Source organism: Acuticoccus sediminis (assembly GCF_003258595.1).
Taxonomy (GTDB): domain Bacteria; phylum Pseudomonadota; class Alphaproteobacteria; order Rhizobiales; family Amorphaceae; genus Acuticoccus; species Acuticoccus sediminis.
In genome coordinates, this window is record NZ_QHHQ01000008.1 from 258,941 (window position 1) to 285,796 (window position 26,856).

Consider the following 26,856-nt stretch of genomic DNA (forward strand, 5'->3'; position numbering starts at 1 on the left):
CCGCCGGCCGTCAGCCGCGGTTCATGCGGTGGGACACGAGGTCGTCGACGACCGCGGGGTCGGCGAGTGTCGACGTGTCGCCGAGCTCGCCCGGCGCATCCTCGGCGATCTTGCGCAGGATCCGGCGCATGATCTTGCCGGAGCGCGTCTTCGGCAGGCCCGGCGCCCACTGGATGAGGTCGGGTTTGGCGATGGGGCCGATCTCCGCGCGCACGAAGTCGGAGAGCTCCTTGCGCAGCGCGTCGGTCGGCTCGACCCCCTGCATCAGGGTCACGTAGGCGTAGATGCCCTGACCCTTGATCGGGTGCGGGAAGCCGACGACGGCGGCCTCCGCCACCTTCTCGTGCGCGACGAGGGCGCTCTCCACCTCCGCCGTCCCCATGCGGTGGCCGGAGACGTTGATGACATCGTCGACGCGGCCGGTGATCCAGTAGTAGCCGTCCTCGTCTCGCCGGCAGCCGTCGCCGGTGAAGTAGGTGCCGGGGTACTGCTGGAAGTAGGTGTCCATGAAGCGCTGGTGGTCGCCCCAGACGGTGCGCATCTGGCCCGGCCAGCTGTCGGCGATGCACAGGACGCCCTCGGCCGGGTTCCCTTCGACGAGCGCGCCGGTCGACGGCTCCAGCACCACCGGCCTGACGCCGTAGAAGGGCAGGGTCGCGCTTCCCGGCTTGGTCTCGATCTGGCCCGGGATGGGGGTGATGAGGTGGCCGCCGGTCTCGGTCTGCCACCAGGTGTCGACGATCGGGCAGCGACCCGTGCCGATGACCCGGTCGTACCAGTTCCAGGCCTCCGGGTTGATCGGTTCGCCGACGGTGCCGAGGATCCTGAGGCTGGAGAGGTCGTACTTGGCGACGATCTCCTCGCCCTGGCCCATCAGCGCGCGGATCGCGGTCGGCGCGGTGTAGAACTGGTTGACCCCGTGCTTCTCGCACACGGCCCAGAAGCGGCCGGCGTCCGGATAGGTCGGCACGCCCTCGAACATCAGCGTCGTCGCGCCGTTGGCGAGCGGGCCGTAGACGATGTAGCTGTGCCCGGTGACCCAGCCGACGTCCGCCGTGCACCAGAAGACGTCGCCCTGCCGGTAGTCGAAGACGGTCTCGTGGGTGATCGAGGCCCAGACGAGGTAGCCGCCCGAGGTGTGCACCACGCCCTTCGGTTTGCCTGTCGAGCCGGAGGTATAGAGGATGAAGAGGGGGTCCTCGGCGCCGATCTCCTCCGGCGGGCAGTCGGCGGGGACGGTGGCCTCCATCTCGTGGAGCCAGTGGTCGCGCCCCTCGTACCAGGCGACCTGCTGCCCGGTGCGCTTCACCACGAGGACCTGCGGGTCGACGGCGGCGTGGTTCAGCGCCCTGTTGACGTTGTCCTTGAGGTTGGTGACGCGGCCGCCGCGCGGCGCCCCGTCGGCGGTGACCACGACCTTGGCGCCGCAGTCGTCGACCCGGTTGGCGAGCGCGTCGGGCGAGAAGCCCGCGAACACGACCGAGTGGATCGCCCCGATGCGGGCGCAGGCGAGCATCGCGACCGCCGCCTCGGGGATCATCGGCAGGTAGAGGACGACGCGGTCGCCGCGCGTGACGCCCAGCGCCTTCAGGACGTTGGCGAAGCGGCAGACGCGGCCGTGGAGGTCGCGGTAGGTGATCGCCTGCGCGGCCTCGTCCGGACTGTCCGGCTCGAACAGGATCGCCGTCTGGTCGCCGCGTTCGGCGAGGTGGCGGTCGATGCAGTTGGCCGACACGTTGAGCGTCCCGTCGGCGAACCATTCGATGGCGACGTCCGGGTAATGGAAGTTGACAGATCGCACGGTCTTGAACGGGACGATCCAGTCGATCCGGCGCGCATGGTCAGCCCAGAACGTGTCGGGGTCGTCGATCGACGCCTTGTAGGTCGCATCGTACACCGCGCGATCCAGCGGCTGGGAGGAGATCACTGGGCCGGGAACGGTGGAGCTTAGGGTCTCCATGACAGTTCTCTTTCATGAGTCTCAGCGGCACGCTGCGCGCTTACACATCAATCCAGAGTTTTGGGAAGATCTCGGAGGGCCCGGGAAACGATCTTGTAAATTCATTCTTGGTTGGCGCGCGAGTTTGAAAATTTCTCACGATATTGCAACCATGAAATATCGTGGTCCTTTACACGCCACTTGGACAATTGGGCCAGAAAATTGGCGCTTTCCGTCATGGGTCTTCATGAAGATGCGCCCGATCAGACGCATTGTAATGCGAGAGCTTGGCGTGGCGCCGCCCGTGTAAATGCTTCACTCGGCATGCCATGCGGCGAGCGGCGCGAGGTGACCCGTCGCGGGTGCAGAAATCCCTTCGGAAGCGGCGCCGCCCTCTATCATCCGACCATTGATCCGGGTCAGATAGTCCTGCCCTTGTCGCACCGCGTCATCCGCGGCGGGGGGACACGAGGTGCAACCGTCATCGCCCGCCAGGCCCACGACCCGGACGTCACTCGCGACTTGGCCGCCGCGTGCGGTCGACGGGCCGATGCTCCCGCCCGGAGTTTCGGGACGCGGAGCGTCCCGGCGCGCGCTTCCGGTCGTTCCGGGTCGCGTCAAAACGTTCGGAACGTTAGCGCGGCGTTGCCTATGTCACCCGCACAATTTCATTTTCGTCCTTATTTTGCCTTCCATTCATATGTCGCCGGCCGCAGAGTGATTTCGGCCGCGCGGGCGCAGTGGATGCTCGGATCGACGCGCCTCGGCCATTTGGAACGATGGGTACGACCATGAGTGCGGAGAGCAATTCCCCAGCCACGGAGCCCAGAAAGAACGAAACCTTTGCGGGGCAGGCGGACGAGACGCTGTTCGAACGCGCGATGTCGGACGCCGCGATCGGAATGGCGATCGTGTCGCTCGACGGCCGGTGGATCAAGGTCAACGACGCCGTCTGCACCTTCTTCGGCTACCCGCGGGAAGAGCTGCTCGACCTGTCGTTTCAGGACATTACCTACGCCGACGACCTCTTCAGCGATCTCGACCTCCTGAACGCGACCCTCGAGGGGAAGATCAGCAACTACCGGCTCGAGAAGCGCTACATCCACAAGAGCGGCGCCATCGTCTGGGCGTTGCTTGTCGTCAGCCTCGTGCGCACGTCGTCGGGCGCGCCGAAATTCTTCATCTCCCAGATCGAGGATATCGACGAGCGCAAGCGCGCCGAGGTGGCGCTGGCCGACAGCGAAAGCCGCTGGAACTTCGCGCTGGAGGCGGCCGGACACGGGGTCTGGGACCGCAACCTGAAGACCGGGACGCTGTACCGCTCGCCCCTCTGGTACAGGATGCTGGGCTACGAGCCGTCCGAGTTGCCGGTCGACGGGCGCACCTGGATCGAGCTCGTCCACCCGGACGACCGGGCGATCGTCGAGTCGGCCGACCGCGACGCCTACGACGACGACACGCAGGACACTCGCAGCGAAATCCGGATGCGGCACAAGGACGGCCACTGGGTCTGGATCCTGAACCGCGGCCGCGTGGCGGAGCGAGACAGCGCCGGCAACCCGGTGCGCTTCATCGGCACCCACACCGATATCACCGAGCGCAAGGCGCGCGAGGAGCGCCTGCGTGCCGCCAACGAGCGGGTGGAACTCGCCGTGCAGGCGGGCAACGTCGGGATCTGGGAGCTGGACCTTGCCAGCGGGCGCGTCACCTGGGACGAGCGGATGTACCAGCTCTACGGCATCACGCCCGACCAGTTCGACAACACCCGTCCGAGCTGGCGGCGGCTCATCCATTCCGATGACGTGAAGACCGTGACGGCGGCCATGGACGCCGTCATCGCGGAGCGCGGGCGCACGCAGATCGACTTCCGCATCGTCCGCGGCGACGGGAGCATCCGCCACATCCGCGCGCTGGCCCAGATCCCCGAGTCGGTTCCGGGGGACGGCGAACGGCTGATCGGCACGCAGTGGGACATCACCGATCACAAGAACCTCTCCGACGAGCTCTTCGAGGAGAAGGAGCGGCTGCGCATCACGCTCCACTCGATCGGCGACGCGGTCGTCACGACGGACGTGAACATGGCGGTCACGTTCATGAACCCGATCGCCGAACGCCTGACCGGCTGGACCTACGAACACGCCGAGGGGATGCCGCTCATCGACGTCTTCCGGATCGTGAACGCGGAGACGCGGGAGACCGTCCGGAACCCGATCGAAGAGTGCCTGGAGCGCATGCAGCCCTTCTACCTCCAGGCAGGCACCGTCCTGATCTCGCGATCGGGACAGGAGTTCTTCATCCAGGACTCGGCGGCGCCGGTGCGGACCTCGACGGGGGAGGTGATCGGCGCCGTACTGGTGTTCCAGGACGTGACCCACGCGCGTGCCATGCAGGAGGAGCTGGTGCACGCGGCGATGCACGACAGCCTCACGGGCCTGCCCAACCGTCGCTCCTTCGAGCAGACGCTGGAGGAGCTCTGCCGTGAGACCGAGGGCCGGACGAGCGCGCATACACTGTGCTTCATCGACCTCGACCGCTTCAAGCTCGTCAACGACACGGCCGGTCATGCCGCCGGCGACGCCCTTCTCGTCGAGGTCAGCAAGATCCTGCGGAGCTGCGTGACGGTGGAGCACCACCTCGCCCGTATCGGCGGCGACGAGTTCGCCCTGCTTCTTCCCAAATGCCGGCTGGAGCTCGGCCAGGAGATCGCCGTCCGGATGGTCGACGCGATCTCGCACCACTCCTTCCTGTGGGGCGGGCGGCACTACGACGTCGGTGCGAGCGTCGGCCTCACCGAGATCACGGCGGAGCAGCACGACCCGATCGCGCTCATGAAGGAGGCGGACGTCGCCTGCTACACGGCCAAGTCCGAGGGCCGGGGGAAGGCGTCCACCTATCGTCGCGACAAGGGCTCGGCGGAACGGCGGCACCGCGAGATCCACATCGCCGCCTCGCTCCAGGCGGCGATCGACGCGAACCGCTTCACGCTGTTCGCCCAGCATATCCGCGAGCTCAACGTCTTCGGCACGGCGCCGCACGAGACGCTGGAGGTGCTCGTGCGCATGCGGGACGACGACGGCGGCATGATCCCGCCGTCCGAGTTCATCACCGCCGCCGAGCGGCACGGCGTGATGCACAAAATCGACCGCTGGGTCCTCTATACGCTGTTCAACGACTACCGGTCGCTGCTGGAGCAGAACGACCACATCGACCTTTCGATCAACATCTCGGCGAGTTCGCTGGACGACCCGTTCCTGTGGCCGTTCGTGCGGGACATCATCTCCGAGACCACGATCGCGCCCTCACGGATCTGCTTCGAGATCACCGAGACGGCGGTCATCAACAACGCGAGCGTCGCCATCAAGTTCTGCCGTTCCGCGCGCGAATACGGCTGCCGGATCGCGCTGGACGACTTCGGCGTCGGCCTGTCGTCGTTCGCCTACCTGAAGAACTTCCAGGTCGACGAGCTGAAGATCGACGGGAGCTTCATCCAGAACATCCAGTCGAGCGAGATCGACCGCAAGCTGGTCGAGGCGATGGCGGGCGTCGGCCGTGCGCTGGGGATCGTGACGGTCGCCGAATGGGTGGAGGACGCGGCGACGCTGGAGGTCGTGCGCAACATCGGCATCGACCGCGCCCAAGGCTACCACATCGCGCGTCCCATGCCGCTGAAGACCGTCCTCGAGATCGGCTACGTCGAGCGCGCGCTGGCCCAGCACTAGGTTTGCCGGTACCCCGTACTCGAACTTCGGGACCGGGCGGCAGCGCCGCCGAATCAGCCTGCAGGCCCCCGCACGGCTGCGCGGCGGTCGGGATTCCGGACTACGGATCGTCGGCCGTGGGGCTCGGCGCCAGGAGCTGAAGGATGTCCGCGGCCGAGCCCGACGACGCACGGACCGACGCGTTCCAGTACTTCGCCGTCGACTTGTAGGGCAGGCGGACGTGGGGGCTGACGTGGCGATAGAGCCGGTGGTGCGGCAGGATCGTCATCCCGTGGTCGGGCTCTCCCGCCAGCGTGCCGACGATATAGGTGGCCGCGGCGCGCGTCAGCAGGCCGGGGCCGGTCTTCGACCAGGTGCCGTCGTTCTCCCGCGCCAGCAGCGACTGAAACGCCATGTCCACCGCCCGCTCGAGGAGCGGGTGACCAGGACAGGCGCACATGACGTTGTTCGAGATGGCGCCCAGCGGCTCGCGGAAGAGGAGCATGCCGCGAGCCTCGGCGCGGAGCTGGTCCGGATCGCCCACCAGCCGGTCGTCGGCGTCCGCATAGATCCCGCCTTCGCGGTAGAGCAGGCAGAGGCGCAGGAAGTCGCACTCTTCCGCGACGTTGCCGGCCAGCCGAAAGGCGCGGACGTGGTCCGGGCCGAAGGACTCGCGCAGGTAGGCCTGCGCGCTGCGGCGGTCGAACACGGTGTGCCGATAGGACGAGGAGGCGCGCCAGCTCGCCATGACGCCGGACACCTGGGGCGGAATGTTGCGACTGTCCCAGTACTGGAACACCTGCCGGGGGATCTCCGGCGACCCCTCGCGGGCGGGCGCCGGGGGGGCGTTCCGGATCCGGCGGTCGATCACCCGCTTCGCCGCGAAATAGAAGCCCTGGCAGAGGGTCTCGTCGTCGGCCCCTTCATCCGGTCCGCATCGGCCCTTCGTTTCCCGCTGGTACATGTCCAGCTCGTTCAGAAGAGAGCCGACGTGGGACGCCTTGAGGTGCGCCATTCGCGTGTAGGAGTATTCCGACGCGTCCCGCAGCACCCGTCGCGCGCCGTCGAGATCCTCCAGCGAGAGGTGCAGGCGCAGCAGGATTTCCGTCGGGGTCTTCTTCCCCTCCCGCGCCAGCTCGTCCGCCACCTCGAGCGCCGCGGCGTGCCGGCCCTGATGCCAGAGCAGCCGCACCCGCATCGCGCGGCAGTCGATCGGCGGATCGGAGGCTTCCATGACGGTGAGCAGGGCGTCGGCGTGGTCCAGACGGCCGGTGTCGACGGCGAGGTCGATGAGCAGATTGCGGAAGACGCTCGTGTGCGGCCATCGCCGCCGGCACAGCCTGACGTACCGGAAGGCGAGGGCGCTTCGCTTCGCCTCCCGCAGGAGCCGCGCCACCCTGGCGGCGTCGAGAGCGCCGCGCGGACTTCCGATGACCCGCCGCGCCGCCTCGAGAGCCGGCTCGGGCCCGAAGCGCAGAAGATCGACCTCGACCTTGAACGCGTTCCGCTGCTCCGGCGACAGGCGGGCGGCCAGCTGTTCCGCCAGTCCGTCCAGGTGGTGCGACGGTCCCTTCGCGAGGCCGCGCCGGACGACGTGCATCGCCGCCGCCGGGGAAATCCGGTTCCCGGCGAGCGCTGCGGACAAGGCGGCGCTTGCCAGCGCCGTTCGCCCGAACTGCTCGCCGATGACCGCGAGCTTGATGAGCTGGGGGTCGGAGAACCGGTCCAGTGCACCTTCGGCCAGATTGAGCCCGCGCTTCAGGCGGTCGGGGTCTCCGACATGCGAGGCGAGCTCGCAGACCTTCAGGATGAGACCCGCTGCGGGCGACGGTCCCGGTCCCGCGTCCATCGCCGGGCGGTCGAGGGCGTCGTCGAGGATGCCCCACGCCCTGTCGCAATGACCGAGAGAGACCGCGAGGTCGACGCGGCCGAGGATCGCGGCGACGTCGTCCGGCCGAAGGCGCAGCAGCTTCGCGTAGGCGGCGTCGGCACCGACGGGGTCGCCGGCGTCGCGCAGGACGCTCGCGAGCACCAGCAGCGAGGCCGGATCGTCCGGCGCCTCGGCGACGATCGCGCGCGCCAGGGCGGCGGCTTCCTCGGACCGGCCGGCCGCGCGGAGAACCCTCGCGCGCTTGCGCCCGATATCGATCTCCGCCGGGAACTGCAGGGCCGCGCTGTCGCTCCGTGCCAACGCGGCGTCGACGTCGCCGGAGGACAGCGCCACGTCGATCGCGCCCGCCAGCGCCTCCTTGTGGTCCGGGCGGGCCGCCAGCACCTCGGCGTAGATGGCGCCGGCGGCGGCCAGATCGCCGATGGCGCGCAAGACGCCGGCGAGCTGCATCCGGGGGACCGGATCGTCCGGCGCTGCGGCGATGATCTCGCGCAGGAGGTCGGCCGCGTCGTCGAAGCGGTTGAGCAGGCGGAGCGCCTTCGCCCGGCGCCGCAGCAGGTCGGCGTCGCCGGGTGCGTGCGAGATGGCCGCCTCGCTCCGCGCCAGCGCCGTGCCGTATTCGCAGAGCGCCAGGGCGACGTCGATGGCCGAGATCGCCGCGAACTTGTGGGCCGGCTGCCGGTCCAGGACCTCGACGTAGAGATCCCCGGCGGCGCGGAGATCTCCATTGGCCCTCAGGAGGTGGGCGAGCTGCATCCTGGCGCCCGGATCCTGCGGGAGCCTGGCGACGACGTCGCGCAGGATCCGGACGGCCTCATCCAGGCGGCCCATCTGCCGAAGGACGCTGGCGTGCCTGCGCAGGGCGAACGGCTTGCCGGGGAAACGGGCCTGAAGGTCGAGGCTGCGCGCATGGGCGACCTCCAGGTCCTGCCGCTCGAGCGCGACGTCGATGGCCGCCTGCAGGGCGTCCTTGTGGCCGGGGCGCCGGCGGAGGACTTCGGCGTACTGCGCATCGGCCGCGTCGAGGTCTCCGGCCTTGCGAAGCGCGTCGGCCAGCCGAAGGCGCGCGGCGGGATCCTCGGGCGACGTTTCGACGAGGGCCTGGCAGGTGGCGACGGCCGTCCCGGCGCTGCCGGATCGATCTGGCGCGTCGGCCTGCTCCCGGTTCGGGGCGGGCGGCCCCGCGCGACCGGGCATGGGTCGGGCGATGTCGTCGGCGAAAGCGGTAGCGCGATCGCGCTCCGAGAGCGCGATCTCAACGTCGACCATAGCGGTGCCCTTGTGGCTGCTGCTCGGACGCTGCAGGCCAACGTCCGCCGGGGAGAGCCGCGATCCACGATGCGGCCCCTCAGAAACGCCTGACGGTCAGGGAACGCCCTCCGCGGTCAGACGCCGTCGAGGGGCGGGCGAGCGTCGCGGTTCTGTCCCGCGACGGTCGAGAGTGCCGGCCGAAGCGGCTCGGGTTCAGGCGGCGGCGCTCGTTCCCGTGCGCAGGGCCTCGGCGGCTGCGGCGATCCGCTGGCGGATCACGCCGGGGAGGAGACGGCGTGCCGAAATCCGCGGCGCCGGAAGTTCCCGGATCGGAGTCTCGTCGCCGTAGAGGTCGAGATACTGCTGAAAATTGTCGAACGCGCGTCGGCCGATGTAGTCGATATAGGTTTCCGCTGCCGCTCCATTGGCGACGATCAGGTCATGATCGGCGGTTTCGACATGATAGTACGTCACGGCGTCCGGCAAGTCCGCCACCGGGACGAAGCTTACGGTATCGCCGTTCACCAGCGCGCCGGCGTTGACGACATATCCCTCGAGCCACAGGCCGTGCTCGGCGGTCAGCGTGAGGTCGGAGTGCGGGAGGTTGTCGCCGAGGGCACCGGCGGCGATCCGGACCGGCGAGAAGCGGTCGGGACTTGAGAACATCTTCTTGGATGTCCGCCGGCCGAGCCACTTGACGGCGACGGTGCGGCCGTCGGTCGTCGTGACGTGATCTCCGATCGCCAGGGATTCGACGGCGCGTTCCCCGTCGGGCGTTGCGATCAGCGTCCCCGCGGCGAAGCAGAGGGGATCGAGGCTCGTCGACTCCGTGCCGTCCGCAAGAGCCGACGCGCTGACCGGGTAGTTTTCGTCGCCCACCGAGGGGGAGAACACCACGTTGACATCGACGAGTCCGATGCCCGCAACCTCGGTCGTCCCGGTGAAAATGGGAGAGTCGACCCCGTCGACGGTGGTGTAGCCGGAGTACGTCAGGTCCGACAGCTGGACGACCTGAAGGTCACCGAGGCCGACGTCGATCTGGATCTCCAGCGTGTCGTCGTAGCTTTCGCCCAGCTCGAACGCGTTGTCGTCGACCTGTTCGTCGATAGAACCTGACGATTCTGAGTAGTTATCGAAGTTAAGAATACCCGAAACTGTCGTGAAAGCCTTGTACGAGTTGTACGCGTAGATCGCCATCGACGTTCTCCTATCAGAGCAGACGCACAGCGCCGGGGTCGGATCGCTGTGAGCGGACGCGAACCTAACGGTCGAATAAGCGATGAGTTATGTCAACGAGTTACACTGTAATAGAACCGGTAAAAAATGTCATTGCATGTATATTTTCTCAGAATATTGAGAAATGAATCGAAATCGAATCAAGGCGTATTGATGAGTCGCCTTCGTTTCATGGCGCAAAGGCGATTATATTGCAGGAAGTAAATTGCAGGTGTATTTGGGTTTTGTAGGCAATGGCATGCCACACATCGATGCGATTTCGCTCAAACCTTGATCGCGGCGGGCTTGCCTGCCGCAGCAGCGTGGTCAGAGGGCTGATCGTGGCATCAACCGCCGTGGGTCGAACGATGGGCGGGCCGGATCCGGGCGCGGCAACCGGAGCGTGCAGATACACGCATTGCGACTTGGGGATGCGTTCGATGCTTCGGGGCAATTGGAGGCATCCAATTGGTTGAGTGGCTCACAAAAAACAACCAAAAATGTAGTTCCGGTCACCGGAACGACCGTTCTGTCCGGGTCGGCGGGCGCATTGTTGGCCGCCGGGCGATGATTGCAGCGATGCATCGCCCCCGGCAGCCGCCTGATGCCGCGAAAAATCCGCTCTCTGGTTGGGTGGAGGCGGCCGAAGCGGCGCGCCGATGGCGGGTGTTGCAGGAACGGTCCGGCGTAGAACGCTTGGCACGGGCTCCGCTCGCACGCTATCAAGCGGCTGGAAGGTCGCCGGAATCGAGCGCGACGAGCCGCGTCGAGCGCTGGCGGGCCGTCCCGAAATCAGCCAGTGATTTGAAGGCTGCGGGCGTGATGGAATGGTAGACATACCGGACTTAAAATCCGGAGGCGCAAGCCGTGCGGGTTCGAGTCCCGCCGCCCGTACCAATGGCTCCCGCCCGTCCTGGCGCGGTCGCCGGGCGATCCTGCCCGATATCCTGAAATGTGCCGCCCTCCGACGGGTGCCGCGTCAGAAACCCTCGCCGGTGGGCTTGCTGCGGATGAGCTTGGTGAGGAGGGACTCCAGCATGTGGCGTTCCCCCTCGTCGAGGCCGGCGATCAGGTCCTGATCGGCCTCCACCTGGACGGGCATCGTCATGTCGGCGAGGGCCGCGCCCTGGTCGGTCAGTGAGACGGTGACGCCGCGGCCGTCGTGGGCGGCGGCGGTGCGGGCGATGAGGCCCCGCTCGGCGAGCCGCCGCAGCAGGTTGGACAGGCCACCCGAGGTGAAAAGCATCGTCTCGCGCAGCTCGGTCGGGGACATCGGGATGTGCCGCCCGTGTGCCCTCAGGGTCGCCAGCACCGCGTACTCCGTATAGCGCAGGCCGAAGGGGGCGAGGGCGGCATTGTAGCGCCGCGTGACGCGGTCCTGCAGGGCGATGATGCGCCCGAGGATCGCCTTGCCCTGCGTGTCGAGCTCCGGCTTTTCCGTGTTCCACCAGCGGATGCCCTGGGCGACCACGTCGTCCGGCCCGCCTGTCGCGGCCTCGCCGTCCTCGTCCATGTCCGATCGTAGCGCCATGAGAGTCGCCCTCCTGCGGGCCCTATTGTTCCGCGTCCCGGTCGTTGGCGCAACAATGAGCACGAAGCTTTCTTGAAAGGTAGTTGCCTAAGGGGTAGGCTGCGTGGCGTTGGACGACCGTGACCCGAAGCGCCAGCCCTCGAGAGGACAATCATGGCGAACCGAACCCTGCGGCTTCTCACTGCCACCGCCACGGCCCTGCCGCTTCTGCTCGCCCAGGCGGCGACCGAGGCAAGTGCCCAAGAACTCGTCATCGCCACCTTCGGCGGCTCGTTCCTCGACGCCAGCAAGGAGTGCCACATCGCGCCCTTCGAAGAGGCGACCGGCTCCGAGGTGGACACCGTCGTCGGCAACACCACGCAGCACTCGGCCTCGATCCGGGCGATGGGCGGGCAGTCGGAATACGATGTCGTCTACCTCGACGATTCGGCCGCGACGCAGCTCAAGAACGAGGGCCTGCTCGCCGACATCGACAGGAGCCAGCTCACCGCCGCCGGCCAGATCGACCCGCGCGCGTTCGACGAATCGGGCCAGTACGTCGTCTTCATGACCGGCGCGACGGCGATCGCCTACAACACCGACCTCGTCGACACGCCGCCGACCTCCTGGAACGACCTCTTCGACGAGAAGTGGTCCGGCCAGATCGCTATCGGCGACGTGACCGGCACCTCCGGATGGCAGTTCCTGCTCGCGGTCAACAAGTTGCACGGCGGCACCCTGGAAGACATCACGCCGGGCCTCGAGGCGATCAAGCCGCTCGCCCAGGACGCCGTCACGCTCTACACCCAGGCCGACCAGCTCATCGCCCTCTTCGAGCGCGGCGAGATCGCCATGGCCCCGTGGTACCCGGACCGCGCCGGCTCGGCCGCCGACCAGGGCCTGCCGATCGCCATCGCCTACCCGAAGGAGGGGGCCGTCGGCATCCGTCCGACGCTCGTCATCCCGAAGGGCGCGCCGCACCCCGAGCTCGCGCTGAAGTACATCGACACGGTCCTCTCCAAGGACGGCCAGGAGTGCTTCGCCGAGAAGAAGTACGCCGGTCCGGTGAACCTCGACGTCGAGCTCTCCGACAAGGCCGCCGCGATCGTGCCCTATGGCGAGACGCTGCAGCAGCTCTGGTTCCTCGACCCGGCGGTCACCTCCAAGGAGCTGCCGAACTGGATCGACCGCTGGCAGCGCGAGGTCCTGCGCTAAGTGTCCTCGCTCTCCCTCCAGGGCCTCACGAAGACCTACGGCGACACGCCCGTCGTCGACGGCGCGACCCTGACCGTCGAGGAGGGGGAGTTCGTCTCGCTCCTCGGCCCGTCCGGCTGCGGCAAGACGACGATCCTGCGCATGGTCGCCGGGCTCCTCGCGCCGAGTGGCGGGTCGATCCGCATCGGCGAGAGGGACGTCACGCGGCTTGCGACGCACAAGCGGCGCATCGGGCTGGTGTTCCAGTCCTATGCGCTGTTCCCGCACCTCACGGTGTTCGAGAACGTGGCCTTCGGGCTCAAGCGACAGGGCGCCTCGGACATCAGGTCCCGCGTTGCCGAGGCGCTCGACATGGTCCAGCTCGGCCATGTCGCCGAGCGTTACCCCAAGGCGCTGTCCGGCGGGCAGCAGCAGCGCATCGCGCTCGCCCGCGCCCTCGCGCCGCGCCCGAGCCTGCTCCTCCTCGACGAGCCGCTGTCGAACCTCGACGCCCAGCTCCGCGACGACATGCAGATCGAGCTGAAGCGGCTGCAGCGTGAACTCGGCATCACCAGCCTCTTCGTGACGCACGATCAGTCCGAGGCGCTGTCGATGTCCGACCGGATCTGCATCCTCGCCCACGGCAGGATCCAGCAGTACGCCGCGCCGGAGGAGGTCTACCGCCGCCCCGCGAACGGCTTCGTCGCCCGCTTCATCGGCAAGCCCAACGCGCTGTCGGGCACCCTCGCCGGGGACCGGGTCGACATCGGCGTGCCGCTCGCCTTCCAGCCCACCGTTCCTCTCCCCGGCAGCGGGCCGGTCGAGGTGGTCGTGCGCCACAGCGACGTCGCGCTGAGCCGCGCGCCCGCCGAGGGGCCGAACGTCTTCGCCGGCACCGTGCGGCTGCGCGCCTTCGTGGGGGCGCGCATCCAGTACGTCGTCGGCATCGCGGGCGGGCCGGAGCTGATCGCAGAGGTCGACTCCAACGATCCGGCCGGCGATCTCGTCGTCGGCGACACCGTCTCCGTGCGGATCGAGCCCGCGGCGGTCTACGTCTCGCCGAAGTTCGCCGCATGAGCCGCCTTTCGGGCACCGCGCTCGTCGCGCCGCTCGTCCTGGTGCTGGCGGGGGTGTTCGTCGGCCCGCTGCTCGTCATGCTGCCGACGAGCTTTCATCCGTACGTCCCGGGGCAGGGGATCGGCACCGCGTGGACGCTCGAGAACTATATCGAGCCGTTCGCCGACAGCTACTACCGCGACGTCATCCTGCGCACGCTATGGATGGGCTTCATCGTCACCGCCATCGCGCTGCTGATCGGCTACCCGCTCGCCTACTTCATGGCGCGCACGACGCGGACCTGGCGGGCCGTCGCGACACTGCTCGTGATGTTCCCGCTGTTCCTGAACCTCGTGGTGCGCTCGTTCGGGTGGATCGCGCTTCTCTCCAACCGCGGCGTCATCAACACCTGGCTGATGGACCTCGGCGTGATCGAGAAGCCGCTCCGCATGATGTTCGACATGACCGGCCTCGTGATCGGCATGGTCCACATCTACCTGCCGTTCATGGTGTTCATGCTGCTGTCCTCCATCTCGCGCGTGCCGCGGGACGTCGAGGACGCCGCCGCCACGCTCTCCGCCAGCCCGTCCCGCGTCTTCTTCTTCGTCACGCTTCCGCTGACGGCGCCCGGCATCCTCGCCGGCTGCACGCTGGTCTTCGTCCTGACGATCTCCGCGCTCGTGACGCCGCGCCTGCTCGGCGGGCCGACGTACAAGGTCATGTCCACGCTCATCTACGACGAGTTCCTGGTGAAGCTCGACTGGCCTTCGGGCACGGCGTTCGCCTTCATCCTCACCGCCATCGCGCTCCTGGTCATCTGGGGTGCCAACCGGGTGGCGCGCCGCGTCACGGGAGGGGCGTGGTGAAGGGGCCGCCGGTCTGGGTGGCGGCCGTCGCCGTCCTGGTGCTGGTGTTCCTCCAGCTCCCGGTGATCGTCGTGGCGATGGCGTCGGTCTCCACGACGTCCTACCTCACCGTGCCCCCCGTCGGCTTCACGCTCGACTGGTTCGTCGAGGTGCTGACGGACAGGGACTATATCGAGGCGATCCAGACGAGCTTCCTGCTCGCCTTCGCCGCCACCGCCGGCTCGCTGGTCCTCGGCACCGCCGCGTCCTACGCGCTGCACCACCGCCTGGTCCCGGGCGCGGACGCGCTGGCCTCGTTCTTCATGGCGCCGCTGATCTTCCCGGCGGTCGTCATCGGCGTGGCGCTGCTGCAGTACTATTCGCTGGTCGGGCTGCGCTGGTCCTTCTGGGGGCTGCTGCTGGCGCACATCGCGATCACCGTGCCGTACGTGATCCGCGCCTGCCTCACCTCCCTTGCCGGCGTGAAGTCGGAGCTGGAGGAGGCGGCGCGCGTCCTCGGTGCCAGCGGCTTCAACGCCTTCCGCCTCGTGACCCTGCCGCTGTTGAAGCCGGGGCTCGTGGCGGGTGCGTTCTTCGCCTTCATCACCTCGCTCGACAACGTGCCGGTGACGATCTTCCTCCTCGGCCCGCGCCAGTCGACGTTGCCGGTGAAGATCTTCACCTCCATCGAGCACGGCGGCGTCGACCCCGGCCTCGCCGCCATCTCGACGCTTCTCATCCTCGTCACCGGACTCGCCCTCGTCATCGCCGAGCGCTGGGTCGGTTTCTCCCGCTTCGTCTGAGGCTCACGATGTCCTTCACCAGCCGCGGTTTTCCGCTCTTTCTCACCTTCGACGTCGACTGCGAGACGCTCTGGACCGCGCGCGATCCGAAGAACGCCGAGCGGCCCATCGTCATGTCCCAGGGCCGCTACGGGTGGAAGCGCGGCATCTGGCGTGTGCTCGACCTTCTGAAGAAGTACGAGCTGACCACCACCTTTTTCGTCCCCGGCGTGGTCGTCGAGCAGCAGCCGGCGATGGTCGAGGCGATCCTGAAGGGCGGGCACGAGATCGCCCACCATTCCCACACCCACAAGTGGATCCTCAACTGCACCCACGAGGAAGAACACGAGGAGATGCAGAAGGGGATCGAGGCGATCGAGAAGGCGGCGGGCTACAAGCCCCGCGGCTGGCGCTCCCCGGCGGCCGAGTTCTCCGACATCACGCTCGGCCTCATCGAGCAGTACGGCTTCGACTACTCCTCGAACTTCTTCGACGACGACGAGCCCTACCTCCTCGATATCGGCGGCCGGCGGACCGACATCGTCGAGCTACCGTTCCGCTGGGTCCTCGATGACGCGCCGTTCTTCAACTACTCGATCACCCTGCCGGGCCGGACGATGCAGGCCCCGTCGGCGCTGCTCGAGGCCTGGGTCGCCGAGTTCGACTGCCTCTACGCCGAGGGGCGGATGATGATGATCGGCATGCACCCGCAGATCATCGGCCAGCCCTCGCGCCTCAAGGTCCTGGAGGGCCTCATCGAGCACGCCCTGAAGCACGACAACGTGTGGATCGGCCGCTGCGATGCGATCACCGACGACATGCGGCCGCGCCTGAAGGCTGCCGCATGACGGGCCGCCTGGAGGGCCGGCGCATCCTCGTGACGGGCGGGGCCAGCGGCATCGGCCTTGCCACCGTCGAGCGGTTCCGGGCGGAGGGCGCCGGCGTCGCGGTCATCGACCTGAAGGGGCCCGGTGTCCTCGCCGCGGACCTTCGCTCCGCAGAGGCGACGCGGGAGGCGGTGACCGCCGCGGCCGGCGCCCTCGGCGGGCTCGACGGCCTGGTCAACGCGGTCGGCATCGACCTGCTGACGCCCTTCGGCGACATGACCGACGCCGAGTGGGACGACGTGATGGCCGTCAACCTCACCGGGCCGATGCGGGTCTGCCGCTACGCGCTGCCGCACATGTCCGCGGCGGGCGGCACCATCGTCAACGTCGCCTCGGCGGCGGGACTGTCGCCGCTGGCGCGCCGCGCAGCGTACTGCTCGTCCAAGGCGGGGCTCATCATGCTGGGCAAGACGCTGGCGAAGGAGCTGGCGCCGGCGGGGATCCGCGTCAACACCGTCTGCCCCGGCGCGGTCGACACGCCGCTGTTCCGGACCTCCTACGAGAACGACGCCGACCCGGGTGCCGCGCTGGAGGCGATCCGCGACCGCTACGCGCTGCACCGCGTGGCCGAGCCGCACGAACTCGCCGACGCGATCCTCTACCTGACGTCGGACGAGTCGAGCTACGTCACCGGCACGGCCTTCGCCGTGGACGGCGGCCGGACCTTCCACTGATGCGCCGCCTCGAAGGGCGCGTCGCGCTCGTCACCGCCGGCGGCGGGGGAATCGGCGCGGCCACCGTGCGCCGCTTCCTCGCCGAGGGCGCAAAGGTCGCGGCCCTCGACCTCGACGTCTCCGCCCTCGCGGACACCGGGGCCCTCGCGATGACCGGGGACGGCACCGACCGTGCCACGCTGGAGGCGTTCGTCGCCGAGGCGGAGGCGCGCTTCGGCCCGCCCGACATCCTCTTCAACAACCTCGGCCAGAGCGCGCGGGAGAAGGGCGGCCCGTTCCTGTCGTCAGAAGAGGAGACGTGGCGCTTCGTCCTCGAGATCTCGCTCGTCTCGGCGATGCGGATGAACCGCCTCGTGGCCCCCGGCATGGCCGGGCGCGGGCGCGGGCGGATCGTCAACATGTCGAGCGACGCGGCGCTCGTGGGCGACGCCGGCCTCGCCGACTACGCTTCCGCCAAGATGGGCGTCATCGGCCTCACCCGGTCGCTCGCCCGCGAGCTGGCGCCGAAGGGGATCACCGTCAACGCGGTCGCGCCCGGCGCCGTGCGCACCGCAGCCCACCAGCGCCTCTCCCGCGAGGTGCTGGACCGCATCGTCGCCGCGACCCCGGTCGGCTTCATCGCCGATCCGGACGACGTCGCCGCGGCCGTCGCCTTCCTCGCCTCCGACGAGGCCCGTTTCATCACCGGACAGACGCTGCTGATCGACGGCGGCCGCTGGATGACCTGAGGACACCATGACCGATCTCGCCGATCTCACCGCGACGGAGCTCGCGGCCGGCTACCGCGCCGGCACCTTCTCGCCGGTGGAGGTGGTCGATGCCGCGCTCGCCCGCATCGAGGCGCGCGCCGACCTCAACGCCTTCATCACCGTCACCGCCGACGAGGCCCGCGCCGCGGCCCGCGAGGCGGAGGAGGCGATGCAGTCCGGCAGCGAGCTGCCGCCGCTCTTCGGCCTGCCGTACTCGGTGAAGGACCTGACCCTGACGAAGGGCGTGCGCACGACCTTCGGCTCCAGGGCCTACGCCGACAACGTGCCGGACGAGGACGCCGTCGCGGTCGCCCGCGCCAGGGAGGCCGGCGCCATCCTCCTCGGCAAGACGACGACGCCGGAATTCGGCCACAAGATCCACACCTCGGCCCCGCTCTTCGGCCGCACCCTCAACCCGCACAGCCCGGACGTGACGCCGGGCGGCTCGTCCGGCGGCGCCGCGGTCGCGGTGGCGGCCGGCATGGGGCCGATTGCGCTGGGGACGGACGGGGGCGGGTCGGTGCGCATCCCCTCCGCCTGCTGCGGCACGGTCGGATTCAAGCCGACGCTGGGGACCATTCCCAACCTGCAGGCGGGCGATCTCTTCTCCTCGAACGTGCACGTCGCGCCGATGGCCCGCACCGTTGCCGACACCGCGCTGCTGTTCGAGGCGGTCGCCGGGTTCGACCGGCGCGACCCCTACGGTCAGGCGAACCTTCCCTTCCAGATGAAGGTCGAGGGCCTCGCGGGCCTGCGCGTCGCCTGGCTCCCGTCCGCCGGCAATCCCGTGGACGACGAGATCGCCGAGATCACCGGCCGTGTCGTCACGATGATGGCCGATGCCGGCGCCATCGTGGACGAGATCGAGCTCGACTTCGCCTCGCTGGAGGAGACGTTCATGTTCGTCCTGGAGACGCTGCTCGCCTCACGCGCGCGGCCGATCCTCGATAAATACCGCGACCAGCTCGACCCGACGCTCCTCGTCCACGTCGACAACGGCTTCAAGCACTCCGCGTTGGAGCTGACCGGCGCCGGAGCGGCCCGCACGCGCGCCTTCAAGGCGGTGCAGAAGGTGTTCGAGTGGGCCGACGTGATCGTCTCGCCGACGCTTTCCGCCCCGCCGCTGCCCCACGAGCAGGACCCGCACGGTCCGGTCGTGATCAACGGCAAGCCGGCGGGCCGCGTCCGTGCCGCCTGGTACCCTTATACCCTGGCGTTCAACCTGACGGGCCACCCGGCGATCTCGATCCCGTGCGGCTGGACCGCCTCGGGGCTGCCGGTCGGCTTCCATCTCGCGGCCCCCTGGTACCAGGAGCGGGCGCTGCTGGCGGTCGCCGCCGACCTCGAGGCCCGGCTCGCCGTCGGCGCCGCGCAGGAGGCCTGACCCGGCGTCGGGGCGAGGGGGCGATCAGGCCGCGTGCAGGGAGACGCAGTTGCGGCCGTCGCGCTTCGCCTCGTAGAGCGCCTGGTCGGCGCTCGACAGGATCTCGAACTTGCTGTCGAAGCCCTGGTGCGAGCCGCTGACGCCGAAGCTGGCGGTGAAGCGCAGCGGGCCGGTGTCGAGCAGCAGCGTCGAGTCCTCGATCCGCCTGCGGATGCGCTCGGCCGCGACGTACCCGGTGCGCTGGTCGGTGTTGGGCATCAGCACGGCGAATTCCTCGCCGCCGATCCGCGCGGTCACGTCCGCCGCCCGGCACTCCGCGTTGAGGATCGTGCTGAGCAGGCGGATCACCGAATCGCCGGTCGGATGGCCGTAGCGGTCGTTGATCGTCTTGAAGTAGTCGATGTCGAGGACGATGATCGTGAAGGGATCCTTGTAGCGCAGCCAGCGTTCCCACGCCTTGTCGAGATGCATGTAGAACGAGCGGCGGTTGTTGAGCCCGCTGAGCTCGTCCGCGTAGGCGAGGCGCTGGATCTCCGACTCGGCCTCGACGCGGCGATGCTCGTGCAGCATGACGCTGCCGAGGAAGGCGATCCCCAGCATCCGCACCACGTTGAGCGGGACGAAGCTCTCCTGCAGCGTCTTCAGGGCGATGTCGATCGGCAGCAGGAAGGCGCCGAGCGAGCAGATCGGGGCGACGAGGGTGAGGACGAGGACGTGGGTGTGGCGGAAGGGCTTGCCCGGCGTCACGAGGATCGAGCGGCAGACCAGTCCGAGCCCCGTGCTCAGGAGGAGGATCGTCACGCCCGGGATGGCACCGTCCCCGCCGAGCCAGAGCCGGTACGCGCCGGCGATCACGGCGGACACGAGCCCCGCGACGGGACCGCCGAAGAATGCCGCCAGCATGACCATCGTGGTGCGGGAATCGACGAAGACGCCGGGCACGACCTCCGTCGGGTCGAGCATGGTGATCAGGCCGCCGATGCCGAGGATGATGCCGGTGCAGACCGGGGGGATGCGACCCCGCCAGTAGGACAGGGCGAAGCCGTAGAAGAGCGCGACGAACGCCAGCAAGCCCGTGTTGCGCAGGAGTGTGAGCGTCATTTCGAACAAGGCGGACAATCCTCGTCGCATCGCCGGTCGACCACGGCTGTCCGCGTCATACTCACACCGCCCGCGACATCGCCGGCCCCGACCTAACACGCACGTTAAATTGCGTTAATAGTCACACCTGAAATTCCGTCATCGATGGACAGCTTTCGCGTCGCGGCACGGGCGTCAGATCGCCGCAGCGGCGGGGGAGGGGCATCGGGACGGGAGCGCCAAAAAATCGCGTGAAGGACGACCCATGCACTGAACGCGTAACGCACATGTCCATATGGACAGAACGCGCGCGCTGCCCTTTGTGTGCGTTGGGATTGAATGGCATTGTCGGAACGCGAGTCGCTTCGCCATGCGGCCCAGTCAAGAAACGGACGGTTAATGTCGACTCTTCAGTACCTTATCAGAGAAAAACTGCATTCTGCCCCAATCCTCAAATTGTTTGAGGGCGATGTATTTTACAATGGTGCTCCTGTCTTCGATGTGCCTCTAGTCGTTATGCTGTTTTGCAATAGGTCGGGGTCCAATCTTGCTGCTCAATATCTTTTGAACACGGGGCTGGTCGGGGGGCTGCAGGAGAGCACCAACCACGCCAGCGTTGCGTTTGCGAAGAAGAAGTATAACGCATCGTCCTATGGCGAACTCTTCGAGGCTCAAGCCAGGGACGTTATCGACCGGGGGCGGTGGTACGGCATCAAGGCCAGCCCCAATCAGTTGGCCATGCTGAAGAAATGGGGGCTTCTCTCCCTGTTCCCGTCGGTAAAAATTCTGAATTCAACTCGCAAGGATGTCGTTGGCCAGGCCGTATCGCTTTCGATCGCGATGCAGACGCAGAAGTGGACGAGCCAGGCGGACGTCCCTGATGTGGAAGTCGGCTATGACTTCCAGGATATTACAGGGCACATCAACCGCATCTGCACCCAGGCGGCGGCGTCGCACATGGTCGCGGCCGCACTGTCGACCCCGATGCATGAACTGGTCTACGAGGATGTCGTCGAGGATCCGATCGGCGCGATCCGAGGGGCCGTCCGATTTATGGGCTTTCCGGACGGTGACCTCGATATCGGCGAGCCGAAAATCCAGAAACAGGCCGATGAAAAGAACGACCTTTTCATAAAGATGTACGGGGAAGAGTTGCTCGGTCGCATCGTGAAGTCCGTATAGTCTGGTTGGCTGGGCGATGTGCCGCTAGAGTTATCGGCAAGTGACCAGCGAGTGTCGTGTGATTTAAATGAAAACGTACTACATAAATCGGGAGGTCGATGACGCTCGTCGCCAGGGGCTGATCGATGCCGCCGCATCGTTCGAGACCCTGGAGCTCGAACGAATCGAGGCCGTTGACGGTCATCGCGGTGGTTTTTCGCCGGCGACGGCGCTGCCGGACCTGTTTCCGAACCTGCCCGAGCGGATCAGGGATCCGAGTGCGCGCGGCTATACGGCCGTCTTCATGAGTCACGCCAAATGCTGGCGCAAGCTGCTCGAATCCGATCGCCCGTACGCGCTGATCGTCGAGGATGACGTCCGCTTCACGTCCGATGCCAGGTCGCTCGACGATGCCATCGCGTCCCTCGATCGCCCGTTCGACATCATCTTCGTCAACAGCCGGGCGAACCGGATCATGACGCTCGCTGGATACGAGCGTGGCCGTGACGTGTTCGTGCCGGTCGATGGAATGTATGCGAATCTTCTACGGCACCAGCCAGCCGAATGCCTGGAGGCGAGCTGGGTCAGCAAGGACGGTGTCCTTCCCGCACCCGGTGGGGATGGGTACGTTGTGTCCCGCGCCGGTGCACGCAGGCTGCTCGATTACGTCGCGGGGCTGAAACAGCTCTTCCATGTCGATGTCTTCCTGTTCTGCGCTGCCGCGGGGGCGACGCTGCGCGACGCGCCGCACCTCCCTCTCCTGTTCCGTCGCGCCCCTGACATCGGGTTGAGCCTCGACGGTTACGTCTGGGCGAAATTCGCGTCGTTCCCGCGTCAGGACATCACATCGTCGGTCCGCGCGGGCAGACCGCTGAGCGAGGCGTAGCGCATCGTTCGGCCCTGTGGCCGGGAGGGAATCGGGGAGGAGGGGTGCTGTGAGCCTGGTGCACCCGACAGGATTCGAACCTGTGACCTCTGCCTTCGGAGGGCAGCGCTCTATCCAGCTGAGCTACGGGTGCCTAGGCGAAGAGACCTAATGGAACCGGGGCGGAACGGCAAGACGCAGTTTCGACTATCCCGATCCGGCGGGGACAACTTTCGCCGAACCGGCGTTGTCCGCCACACGCCGGGGGCCCGGTGCATCGCGCAGGCGAGCGCCAGCCATCGCGTCGCCGGCCGGGCGGTGGCCGGGCCGCGTCGTCCCGTTGCTCCGGCGGCCAACCCGGCGACGACGGAGCAGACCGCCCCCGGGTACCGGCCCGTCCTGTCGGCGGGGCCGCCCGGCGGGGCGGGCCGCCGGGCGAGGGGTCATTCGACGTCGGCGACGTCGGCGGTCGTGCCGTAGGCGCGTTGTGCGAGCGAGGCTTCCATGAACGGCGTCAGCTCGCCGTCGAGGACGTCGTCGGGGGCGGTCGATTCCACGCCCGTGCGAAGGTCCTTCACGAGCTGGTACGGCTGCAGAACGTAGGAGCGGATCTGGTGGCCCCAGCCGATGTCGGACTTGGAGTCCGCCTCGGCCTGCGCCTTCTCCTCGCGCTTCTTCAGCTCCGCCTCGTAGAGGCGGGCGCGCAGCATGTCCCACGCCGTGGCGCGGTTCTTGTGCTGCGAGCGCTCGTTCTGGCACGCCACCACGATCCCGGTCGGAACGTGCGTGATGCGCACCGCCGAATCGGTCGTGTTGACGTGCTGGCCGCCCGCGCCGGAGGCCCGGTAGGTGTCGATCCGGCAGTCGCCCTCGTTGATCTCGATGTCGATCCGGTCGTCGATCACCGGATAGACCCAGATCGAGGCGAAGGACGTGTGCCGGCGCGCCTGGCTGTCGTACGGCGAGATGCGCACCAGGCGGTGGACGCCCGATTCGGTCTTCAGCCAGCCGTACGCGTTCTCGCCCTTCACCTCGATGGTGGCGGACTTGATGCCGGCCTCTTCGCCGTCCTGGTACTCGATGGTCGAGACCTTGAAGCCGGACTGCTCGGCCCAGCGCACGTACATGCGCAGCAGCATCGAGGCCCAGTCCTGCGACTCGGTTCCGCCCGCGCCGGAGTGGATCTCGACGTAGCAGTCGTTGGCGTCCGCCTCGCCCGAGAGGAGGGCGGCGATCTGCTTCTTCCCGAGGTCGGCCTCGAGCTGCTTCAGCGCGGCTTCGGCGTCGGCGACGACGGTCTTGTCGCCCTCCATCTCGCCGAGCTCGATCAGCTCGACGTTGTCGGACAGCTCGCGCTCGATCCCGTTGATCGTGTTGATCTGGGTCTCGAGGCGCTGGCGCTCCTGCATCAGGCCCTGGGCGCGCTGCGGATCATCCCACAGGGTGGGGTTCTCGGCGGCGGCGTTCAGCTCTTCGAGGCGTTTGACGGCGTTGTCCCAGTCAAAGATGCCTCCTCAGCAGGCTGAGTGCCTGCTTGATCTCGTCTACGAGGGTCTCGGTCTCGGCCTTCACGGCGGTCTCCTTGTTCGGAGGTCTCGATATCGTCGCCTCGGCCGCGGACGCAAGGGCCAGACGGGGATTGCCGGTCAGCCCGAGCCGATCATGAAGCGGATGGCGATGGCGACGGAGCCCACGGTGGCGACCCCGGCGCACCAGAGCGCCACGAACCACAACAGCTTACGCACGGAGGAGGGCATGGATGCACTTCGTCGGTTGCGGGCCGGATGGGTGGCCCTGTTCGGGGGGCCGGGCGGCGCGGCCCGCGCCCGGCGGAGGAGAGGCCGCGGCGCGGGCCCGGCGGCCGGCGGCGTCAGTGGTAGCCCTTGTCCGGGTCCACCTTGCCGCGGAAGACCCAGTAGGAATAGGCCGTGTAGCCGAGGATGATCGGCAGCAGCACGATGGCGCCGACGAACATGAAGAGCTGCGACTTATACGGCGCGGCGGCCTGGTAGATCGTGACCGACGTCGGGATGACGTAAGGCCACATGGAGATGCCGAGCCCCACGAAGGTGATGAAGAAGAGCGCCAGTGCGATGAGGAATGGCGCGACGTCGCGGTTGTGGAGCATCAGCGAGCGGAACAGCGCCACCGTCAGCACCACCACCAGGATCGGGACGGGCGCCGCGAAGAGGAGCGCCGGCCAGGCGAACCAGCGTTCCCAGTAGGCGGTGCCGAGATAGGGCGTGAAGAGGCTGACGATGACAATGAACGCGACCGTGCCGAGGCCGAAGCCCCAGGCGAGGCGGCGCGCCTTCTCCTGCGGCTCGCCCGACAGCTTCATGTTGAGCCAGGTCGCGCCGAGAAGGGCATAGCCCGTCACCACCGCCGCGCCGGTCACGACGCTGAACGGCGAGAGCCAGTCCAACCAGCCCCCGGCGTAGGCGCGGCCCTCCACCTGGACCCCCTGCAGGATGGCCCCGAGGATGACGCCCTGGCTGAAGGCGGCCACCGTCGAGCCGCCGATGAAGGCGCCGTCCCAGACGATGCGGCGCCGCTCCGAGGAGCGCCAGCGGAACTCGAACGCGACGCCGCGGAAGACCAGCGCCAGGAGCATCGCGATGATCGGCGGATAGAGCGCCGGCATCAGGATCGCGTAGGCGAGAGGGAAGGCGGCGAAGAGGCCGCCGCCCCCCAGCACCAGCCATGTCTCGTTGCCGTCCCACACCGGGGCGACCGAGTTCATGAGGAGGTCGCGGTCGGCCTTCTTCGGGAAGAAGGGGTAGAGGATCCCGAGGCCGAGGTCGAAACCGTCCAGCACGACGTAGATGAAGATGCCCGTCGCGAGCAGGATCGCCCAGGCGACCGTGAGATCAAAGCTGATCGCCAAGTCCATGGCACAGGCTCCCCGTCGTTGCGTGTGTCGGTCGTTTCGGAAGGTCGGTGATGGCGGTCATTCGGCGGGGCCTCCCTTGAAGGCGCTCCGCCCGGCGACCTGGGCCGTGGGGGTGATGCCGGCGGTGCGGATCGGCCCTGGCTCGTCGGACGCGTCGTCCTCGGCCGGGCCGGGTGTCTGGCGCAGGAGCCTCAGCACGTACCAGACGCCGCTGCCGAACACGACGAAGTAGATAACGATGTAGGCGATCAGCGACGCGCCGACGGCGGGGGCGGCGACCGGCGACACGCTGTCGGCCGTCCGCAGCACGCCGTAGACCGTGTACGGCTGGCGGCCGACCTCTGTGGTGATCCAGCCGGCGAGCACCGCGACGAGGCCGGACGGGCCCATCACCATGGCGGCGCGGTGGAGCCAGGTGTTGGTGTAGAGCGTGCCTCTCCAGCGCGCCCAGAGGCTCCAGACGCCGACCCCCAGCATCAGGAAGCCGAGGCCGACCATCACGCGGAAGGCGAAGAAGACGATCGCGACCGGCGGCCAGTCCTCCTCCGGCACGCTTTCGAGGCCCTTGAGCGGACCGTCCAGGCTGTGGGTCAGGATGAGGCTGGAGAGCTTGGGGATCTCGACCGCGTAGTCGACGCGGCGTTCCGCGTCGTTGGGAATGCCGAAGAGGACGAGCGGCGCGCCCTCCGGGTGATCCTGGTAGTGACCTTCCATGGCCATCACCTTGACCGGCTGGTACTCGAGCGTGTTGAGGCCGTGCGAGTCGCCGAGGAAGATCTGCACCGGCGTGACGATCGCCGCCATCCACATCGCCATCGAGAACATCGTCTTCACGGCGCGGTTCGCGCCGCGTCCACGCAGGAGCTGCCAGGCGCCGACGCCGCCGACGATGAAGGCGGTCGTGAGGTAGGCCGCCGTCACCGTATGCGCGAAGCGGTGCAGGAACGACGGGTTGAAGATGATCGCCCACCAGTCCGCCGGGAGATACTGCCCGTCCGCGCTCACCGTGTAGCCGGCCGGCGTGTGCATCCACGAGTTCACCGACAGGATCCAGGACGCCGAGATCGCGGTGCCGACCGCCACCATGAGGCAGGCGATCATGTGCAGCGTCTCGCCGACCCGGTCGCGGCCGAACAGCATGATCCCGAGGAAGCCTGCCTCCAGGAAGAAGGCGGTCAGCACCTCGTAGGCCATCAGCGGCCCGATCACCGGACCGGCCCTGTCGGAGAACACCGACCAGTTGGTGCCGAACTGGTAGCTCATGGTGATGCCGGAGACGACGCCCATCGCGAAGACGATGGCGAACGGCTTCACCCAGAACTTCCAGAGCTGGAGATAGGCTTCATCGCGTCGCCAGAGCCACATGAAGTTCAGGACCGCCAGGTAGCTCGCAAGGCCAATGGTGACGGCAGGGAACAGGAAGTGGAATGCGACGGTGAAGCCGAACTGGATGCGTGCCAGCAGCAGCGCATCGAACTGATCGAGCATGGGCCTCTCCCGTTCGGATTTCAGACATTTCTGAAATCTGTGATACTTATAATGTCAAGGCAATCGCCCCTGCGAGCCTATCCGCCATGCAGATCGGCACGGTGACAGGATCACATGACGTGCCGGCATCGTCGCGCATTCGGGCGCCGATCTGCGCTAGAATGCCGCAGAATGAGGATGGGTGTCCGGGCGCGAATGAAACCGCCGCCTCGACGCAAGGCGTTGCCGGACATCGCGCTTTCGTGGCGCCTGGGCTATTGAGGGCCGATGTGGGGAATGTGCGAATGAGTGGCA

21 protein-coding genes and 2 tRNA genes are annotated in these 26,856 nt (G+C 67.7%); 13 read left to right on the forward strand and 10 right to left on the reverse strand.

Translation table 11 applies throughout. The annotated features are described in order from the left end of the window. Positions 1-10: 10 nt before the first annotated feature. Positions 11-1,960: an acetate--CoA ligase gene (gene acs, locus DLJ53_RS28705; RefSeq protein ID WP_111351653.1), complete on the reverse strand. Its 1,950-nt coding sequence runs from the start codon at positions 1,958-1,960 to the stop codon at positions 11-13. A 770-nt stretch (positions 1,961-2,730) separates the two neighbouring features. On the opposite strand from acs, the gene DLJ53_RS28710 reads away from it, so the two are divergent. Continuing rightward, a complete protein-coding gene (locus DLJ53_RS28710; protein WP_226577731.1) occupies positions 2,731-5,658 on the forward strand; it encodes an EAL domain-containing protein in 2,928 nt (975 codons plus the stop codon). A 100-nt stretch (positions 5,659-5,758) separates the two neighbouring features. Here DLJ53_RS28710 and DLJ53_RS28715 read toward each other — a convergent pair whose 3' ends face one another. Further along, the gene (locus tag DLJ53_RS28715; protein ID WP_111351655.1) at positions 5,759-8,797 is read right to left on the reverse strand and encodes a tetratricopeptide repeat protein; all 3,039 of its coding nucleotides are present in this window, start codon (positions 8,795-8,797) and stop codon (positions 5,759-5,761) included. A gap of 195 nt (positions 8,798-8,992) precedes the next feature. Next, positions 8,993-9,976: a Hint domain-containing protein gene (locus tag DLJ53_RS28720; protein WP_111351656.1), complete on the reverse strand. Its 984-nt coding sequence runs from the start codon at positions 9,974-9,976 to the stop codon at positions 8,993-8,995. 486 nt (positions 9,977-10,462) lie between these two features. Between DLJ53_RS28720 and DLJ53_RS34890 the strand changes: the two genes are divergently transcribed. Then, on the forward strand, positions 10,463-10,828 hold the full coding sequence (locus DLJ53_RS34890) for a hypothetical protein (protein WP_146620128.1): 366 nt from the start codon (positions 10,463-10,465) through the stop codon (positions 10,826-10,828). After that, positions 10,808-10,891 (forward strand) — tRNA-Leu (locus tag DLJ53_RS28725). The genes DLJ53_RS34890 and DLJ53_RS28725 overlap by 21 nt, the downstream gene beginning before the upstream one ends. Before the next feature lie 82 nt (positions 10,892-10,973). Here DLJ53_RS28725 and DLJ53_RS28730 read toward each other — a convergent pair. Then, complete coding sequence (locus DLJ53_RS28730; RefSeq protein ID WP_111351657.1) at positions 10,974-11,525, reverse strand: MarR family winged helix-turn-helix transcriptional regulator; 552 nt, start codon at positions 11,523-11,525, stop codon at positions 10,974-10,976. Positions 11,526-11,678: 153 nt separating this feature from the next. Between DLJ53_RS28730 and DLJ53_RS28735 the strand changes: the two genes are divergently transcribed. From DLJ53_RS28735 to DLJ53_RS28770, 8 genes are read left to right on the forward strand one after another with little or no spacing between them, the layout of a single operon-like run. Beyond that, positions 11,679-12,719, forward strand: a complete 1,041-nt coding sequence (locus DLJ53_RS28735; protein WP_111351658.1) for an ABC transporter substrate-binding protein — start codon at positions 11,679-11,681, stop codon at positions 12,717-12,719. Beyond that, positions 12,720-13,775, forward strand: coding sequence for an ABC transporter ATP-binding protein (locus DLJ53_RS28740; protein WP_111351659.1), 1,056 nt, complete (start codon positions 12,720-12,722; stop codon positions 13,773-13,775). Further along, entirely contained in the window at positions 13,772-14,620 is an 849-nt protein-coding gene (locus tag DLJ53_RS28745; RefSeq protein ID WP_111351660.1) for an ABC transporter permease, read from the forward strand. The genes DLJ53_RS28740 and DLJ53_RS28745 overlap by 4 nt, the downstream gene beginning before the upstream one ends. Beyond that, positions 14,617-15,402 (forward strand): ABC transporter permease, encoded by a 786-nt coding sequence (locus DLJ53_RS28750; RefSeq protein ID WP_226577750.1) that lies wholly within the window; start codon positions 14,617-14,619, stop codon positions 15,400-15,402. The genes DLJ53_RS28745 and DLJ53_RS28750 overlap by 4 nt, the downstream gene beginning before the upstream one ends. Positions 15,403-15,410: 8 nt before the next feature. Then, the gene (locus tag DLJ53_RS28755; RefSeq protein WP_111351661.1) at positions 15,411-16,229 is read left to right on the forward strand and encodes a polysaccharide deacetylase family protein; all 819 of its coding nucleotides are present in this window, start codon (positions 15,411-15,413) and stop codon (positions 16,227-16,229) included. Then, positions 16,226-16,942: an SDR family NAD(P)-dependent oxidoreductase gene (locus DLJ53_RS28760; RefSeq protein ID WP_111351662.1), complete on the forward strand. Its 717-nt coding sequence runs from the start codon at positions 16,226-16,228 to the stop codon at positions 16,940-16,942. The genes DLJ53_RS28755 and DLJ53_RS28760 overlap by 4 nt, the downstream gene beginning before the upstream one ends. Beyond that, positions 16,942-17,670 carry an SDR family NAD(P)-dependent oxidoreductase gene (locus DLJ53_RS28765; protein WP_111351663.1) on the forward strand — a complete coding sequence of 243 codons (729 nt, stop codon included), beginning with the start codon at positions 16,942-16,944 and terminating at the stop codon, positions 17,668-17,670. Before DLJ53_RS28760 ends, DLJ53_RS28765 begins: the two co-directional genes overlap by 1 nt. Before the next feature lie 7 nt (positions 17,671-17,677). Beyond that, complete coding sequence (locus DLJ53_RS28770) at positions 17,678-19,075, forward strand: amidase (RefSeq protein ID WP_111351664.1); 1,398 nt, start codon at positions 17,678-17,680, stop codon at positions 19,073-19,075. A gap of 24 nt (positions 19,076-19,099) precedes the next feature. Here DLJ53_RS28770 and DLJ53_RS28775 read toward each other — a convergent pair whose 3' ends face one another. Then, entirely contained in the window at positions 19,100-20,176 is a 1,077-nt protein-coding gene (locus DLJ53_RS28775) for a GGDEF domain-containing protein (protein WP_244935186.1), read from the reverse strand. 378 nt (positions 20,177-20,554) lie between these two features. Between DLJ53_RS28775 and DLJ53_RS28780 the strand changes: the two genes are divergently transcribed. Then, complete coding sequence (locus tag DLJ53_RS28780) at positions 20,555-21,337, forward strand: Stf0 family sulfotransferase (protein ID WP_162409646.1); 783 nt, start codon at positions 20,555-20,557, stop codon at positions 21,335-21,337. A 67-nt stretch (positions 21,338-21,404) separates the two neighbouring features. Next, positions 21,405-22,202 carry a glycosyltransferase family 25 protein gene (locus DLJ53_RS28785; protein WP_111351667.1) on the forward strand — a complete coding sequence of 266 codons (798 nt, stop codon included), beginning with the start codon at positions 21,405-21,407 and terminating at the stop codon, positions 22,200-22,202. Between the two features lie 56 nt (positions 22,203-22,258). Here the strand turns inward: DLJ53_RS28785 and DLJ53_RS28790 are convergent. From DLJ53_RS28790 to DLJ53_RS28810, 5 genes are all read right to left on the reverse strand, one after another. Beyond that, positions 22,259-22,335 (reverse strand) — tRNA-Arg (locus tag DLJ53_RS28790). A 289-nt stretch (positions 22,336-22,624) separates the two neighbouring features. After that, a protein-coding gene (prfB, locus tag DLJ53_RS28795; protein ID WP_111351668.1) for a peptide chain release factor 2 occupies positions 22,625-23,753 on the reverse strand; the annotation gives its coding sequence in 2 pieces (ribosomal slippage) (positions 22,625-23,683 and positions 23,685-23,753; 1,128 coding nt in all). Between the two features lie 74 nt (positions 23,754-23,827). Beyond that, positions 23,828-23,938 carry a DUF2474 family protein gene (locus DLJ53_RS28800; protein WP_111351669.1) on the reverse strand — a complete coding sequence of 37 codons (111 nt, stop codon included), beginning with the start codon at positions 23,936-23,938 and terminating at the stop codon, positions 23,828-23,830. A 113-nt stretch (positions 23,939-24,051) separates the two neighbouring features. Beyond that, the gene (gene cydB, locus DLJ53_RS28805) at positions 24,052-25,074 is read right to left on the reverse strand and encodes a cytochrome d ubiquinol oxidase subunit II (RefSeq protein WP_111351670.1); all 1,023 of its coding nucleotides are present in this window, start codon (positions 25,072-25,074) and stop codon (positions 24,052-24,054) included. Between the two features lie 57 nt (positions 25,075-25,131). Then, entirely contained in the window at positions 25,132-26,562 is a 1,431-nt protein-coding gene (locus DLJ53_RS28810; RefSeq protein ID WP_111351671.1) for a cytochrome ubiquinol oxidase subunit I, read from the reverse strand. Positions 26,563-26,856: the final 294 nt, after the last annotated feature.

Coding starts and splice junctions, on each gene's coding strand:
- acs (WP_111351653.1), bottom strand. CDS start 1,960: ATGGAGACCCTAAGCTCCACCGTTCCCGGCCCAGTGATCTCCTCCCAG.
- DLJ53_RS28710 (WP_226577731.1), top strand. CDS start 2,731: ATGAGTGCGGAGAGCAATTCCCCAGCCACGGAGCCCAGAAAGAACGAA.
- DLJ53_RS28715 (WP_111351655.1), bottom strand. CDS start 8,797: ATGGTCGACGTTGAGATCGCGCTCTCGGAGCGCGATCGCGCTACCGCT.
- DLJ53_RS28720 (WP_111351656.1), bottom strand. CDS start 9,976: ATGGCGATCTACGCGTACAACTCGTACAAGGCTTTCACGACAGTTTCG.
- DLJ53_RS28730 (WP_111351657.1), bottom strand. CDS start 11,525: ATGGCGCTACGATCGGACATGGACGAGGACGGCGAGGCCGCGACAGGC.
- DLJ53_RS28735 (WP_111351658.1), top strand. CDS start 11,679: ATGGCGAACCGAACCCTGCGGCTTCTCACTGCCACCGCCACGGCCCTG.
- DLJ53_RS28745 (WP_111351660.1), top strand. CDS start 13,772: ATGAGCCGCCTTTCGGGCACCGCGCTCGTCGCGCCGCTCGTCCTGGTG.
- DLJ53_RS28755 (WP_111351661.1), top strand. CDS start 15,411: ATGTCCTTCACCAGCCGCGGTTTTCCGCTCTTTCTCACCTTCGACGTC.
- DLJ53_RS28760 (WP_111351662.1), top strand. CDS start 16,226: ATGACGGGCCGCCTGGAGGGCCGGCGCATCCTCGTGACGGGCGGGGCC.
- DLJ53_RS28765 (WP_111351663.1), top strand. CDS start 16,942: ATGCGCCGCCTCGAAGGGCGCGTCGCGCTCGTCACCGCCGGCGGCGGG.
- DLJ53_RS28770 (WP_111351664.1), top strand. CDS start 17,678: ATGACCGATCTCGCCGATCTCACCGCGACGGAGCTCGCGGCCGGCTAC.
- DLJ53_RS28775 (WP_244935186.1), bottom strand. CDS start 20,176: ATGACGCTCACACTCCTGCGCAACACGGGCTTGCTGGCGTTCGTCGCG.
- DLJ53_RS28780 (WP_162409646.1), top strand. CDS start 20,555: ATGTCGACTCTTCAGTACCTTATCAGAGAAAAACTGCATTCTGCCCCA.
- DLJ53_RS28785 (WP_111351667.1), top strand. CDS start 21,405: ATGAAAACGTACTACATAAATCGGGAGGTCGATGACGCTCGTCGCCAG.
- DLJ53_RS28800 (WP_111351669.1), bottom strand. CDS start 23,938: ATGCCCTCCTCCGTGCGTAAGCTGTTGTGGTTCGTGGCGCTCTGGTGC.
- cydB (WP_111351670.1), bottom strand. CDS start 25,074: ATGGACTTGGCGATCAGCTTTGATCTCACGGTCGCCTGGGCGATCCTG.
- DLJ53_RS28810 (WP_111351671.1), bottom strand. CDS start 26,562: ATGCTCGATCAGTTCGATGCGCTGCTGCTGGCACGCATCCAGTTCGGC.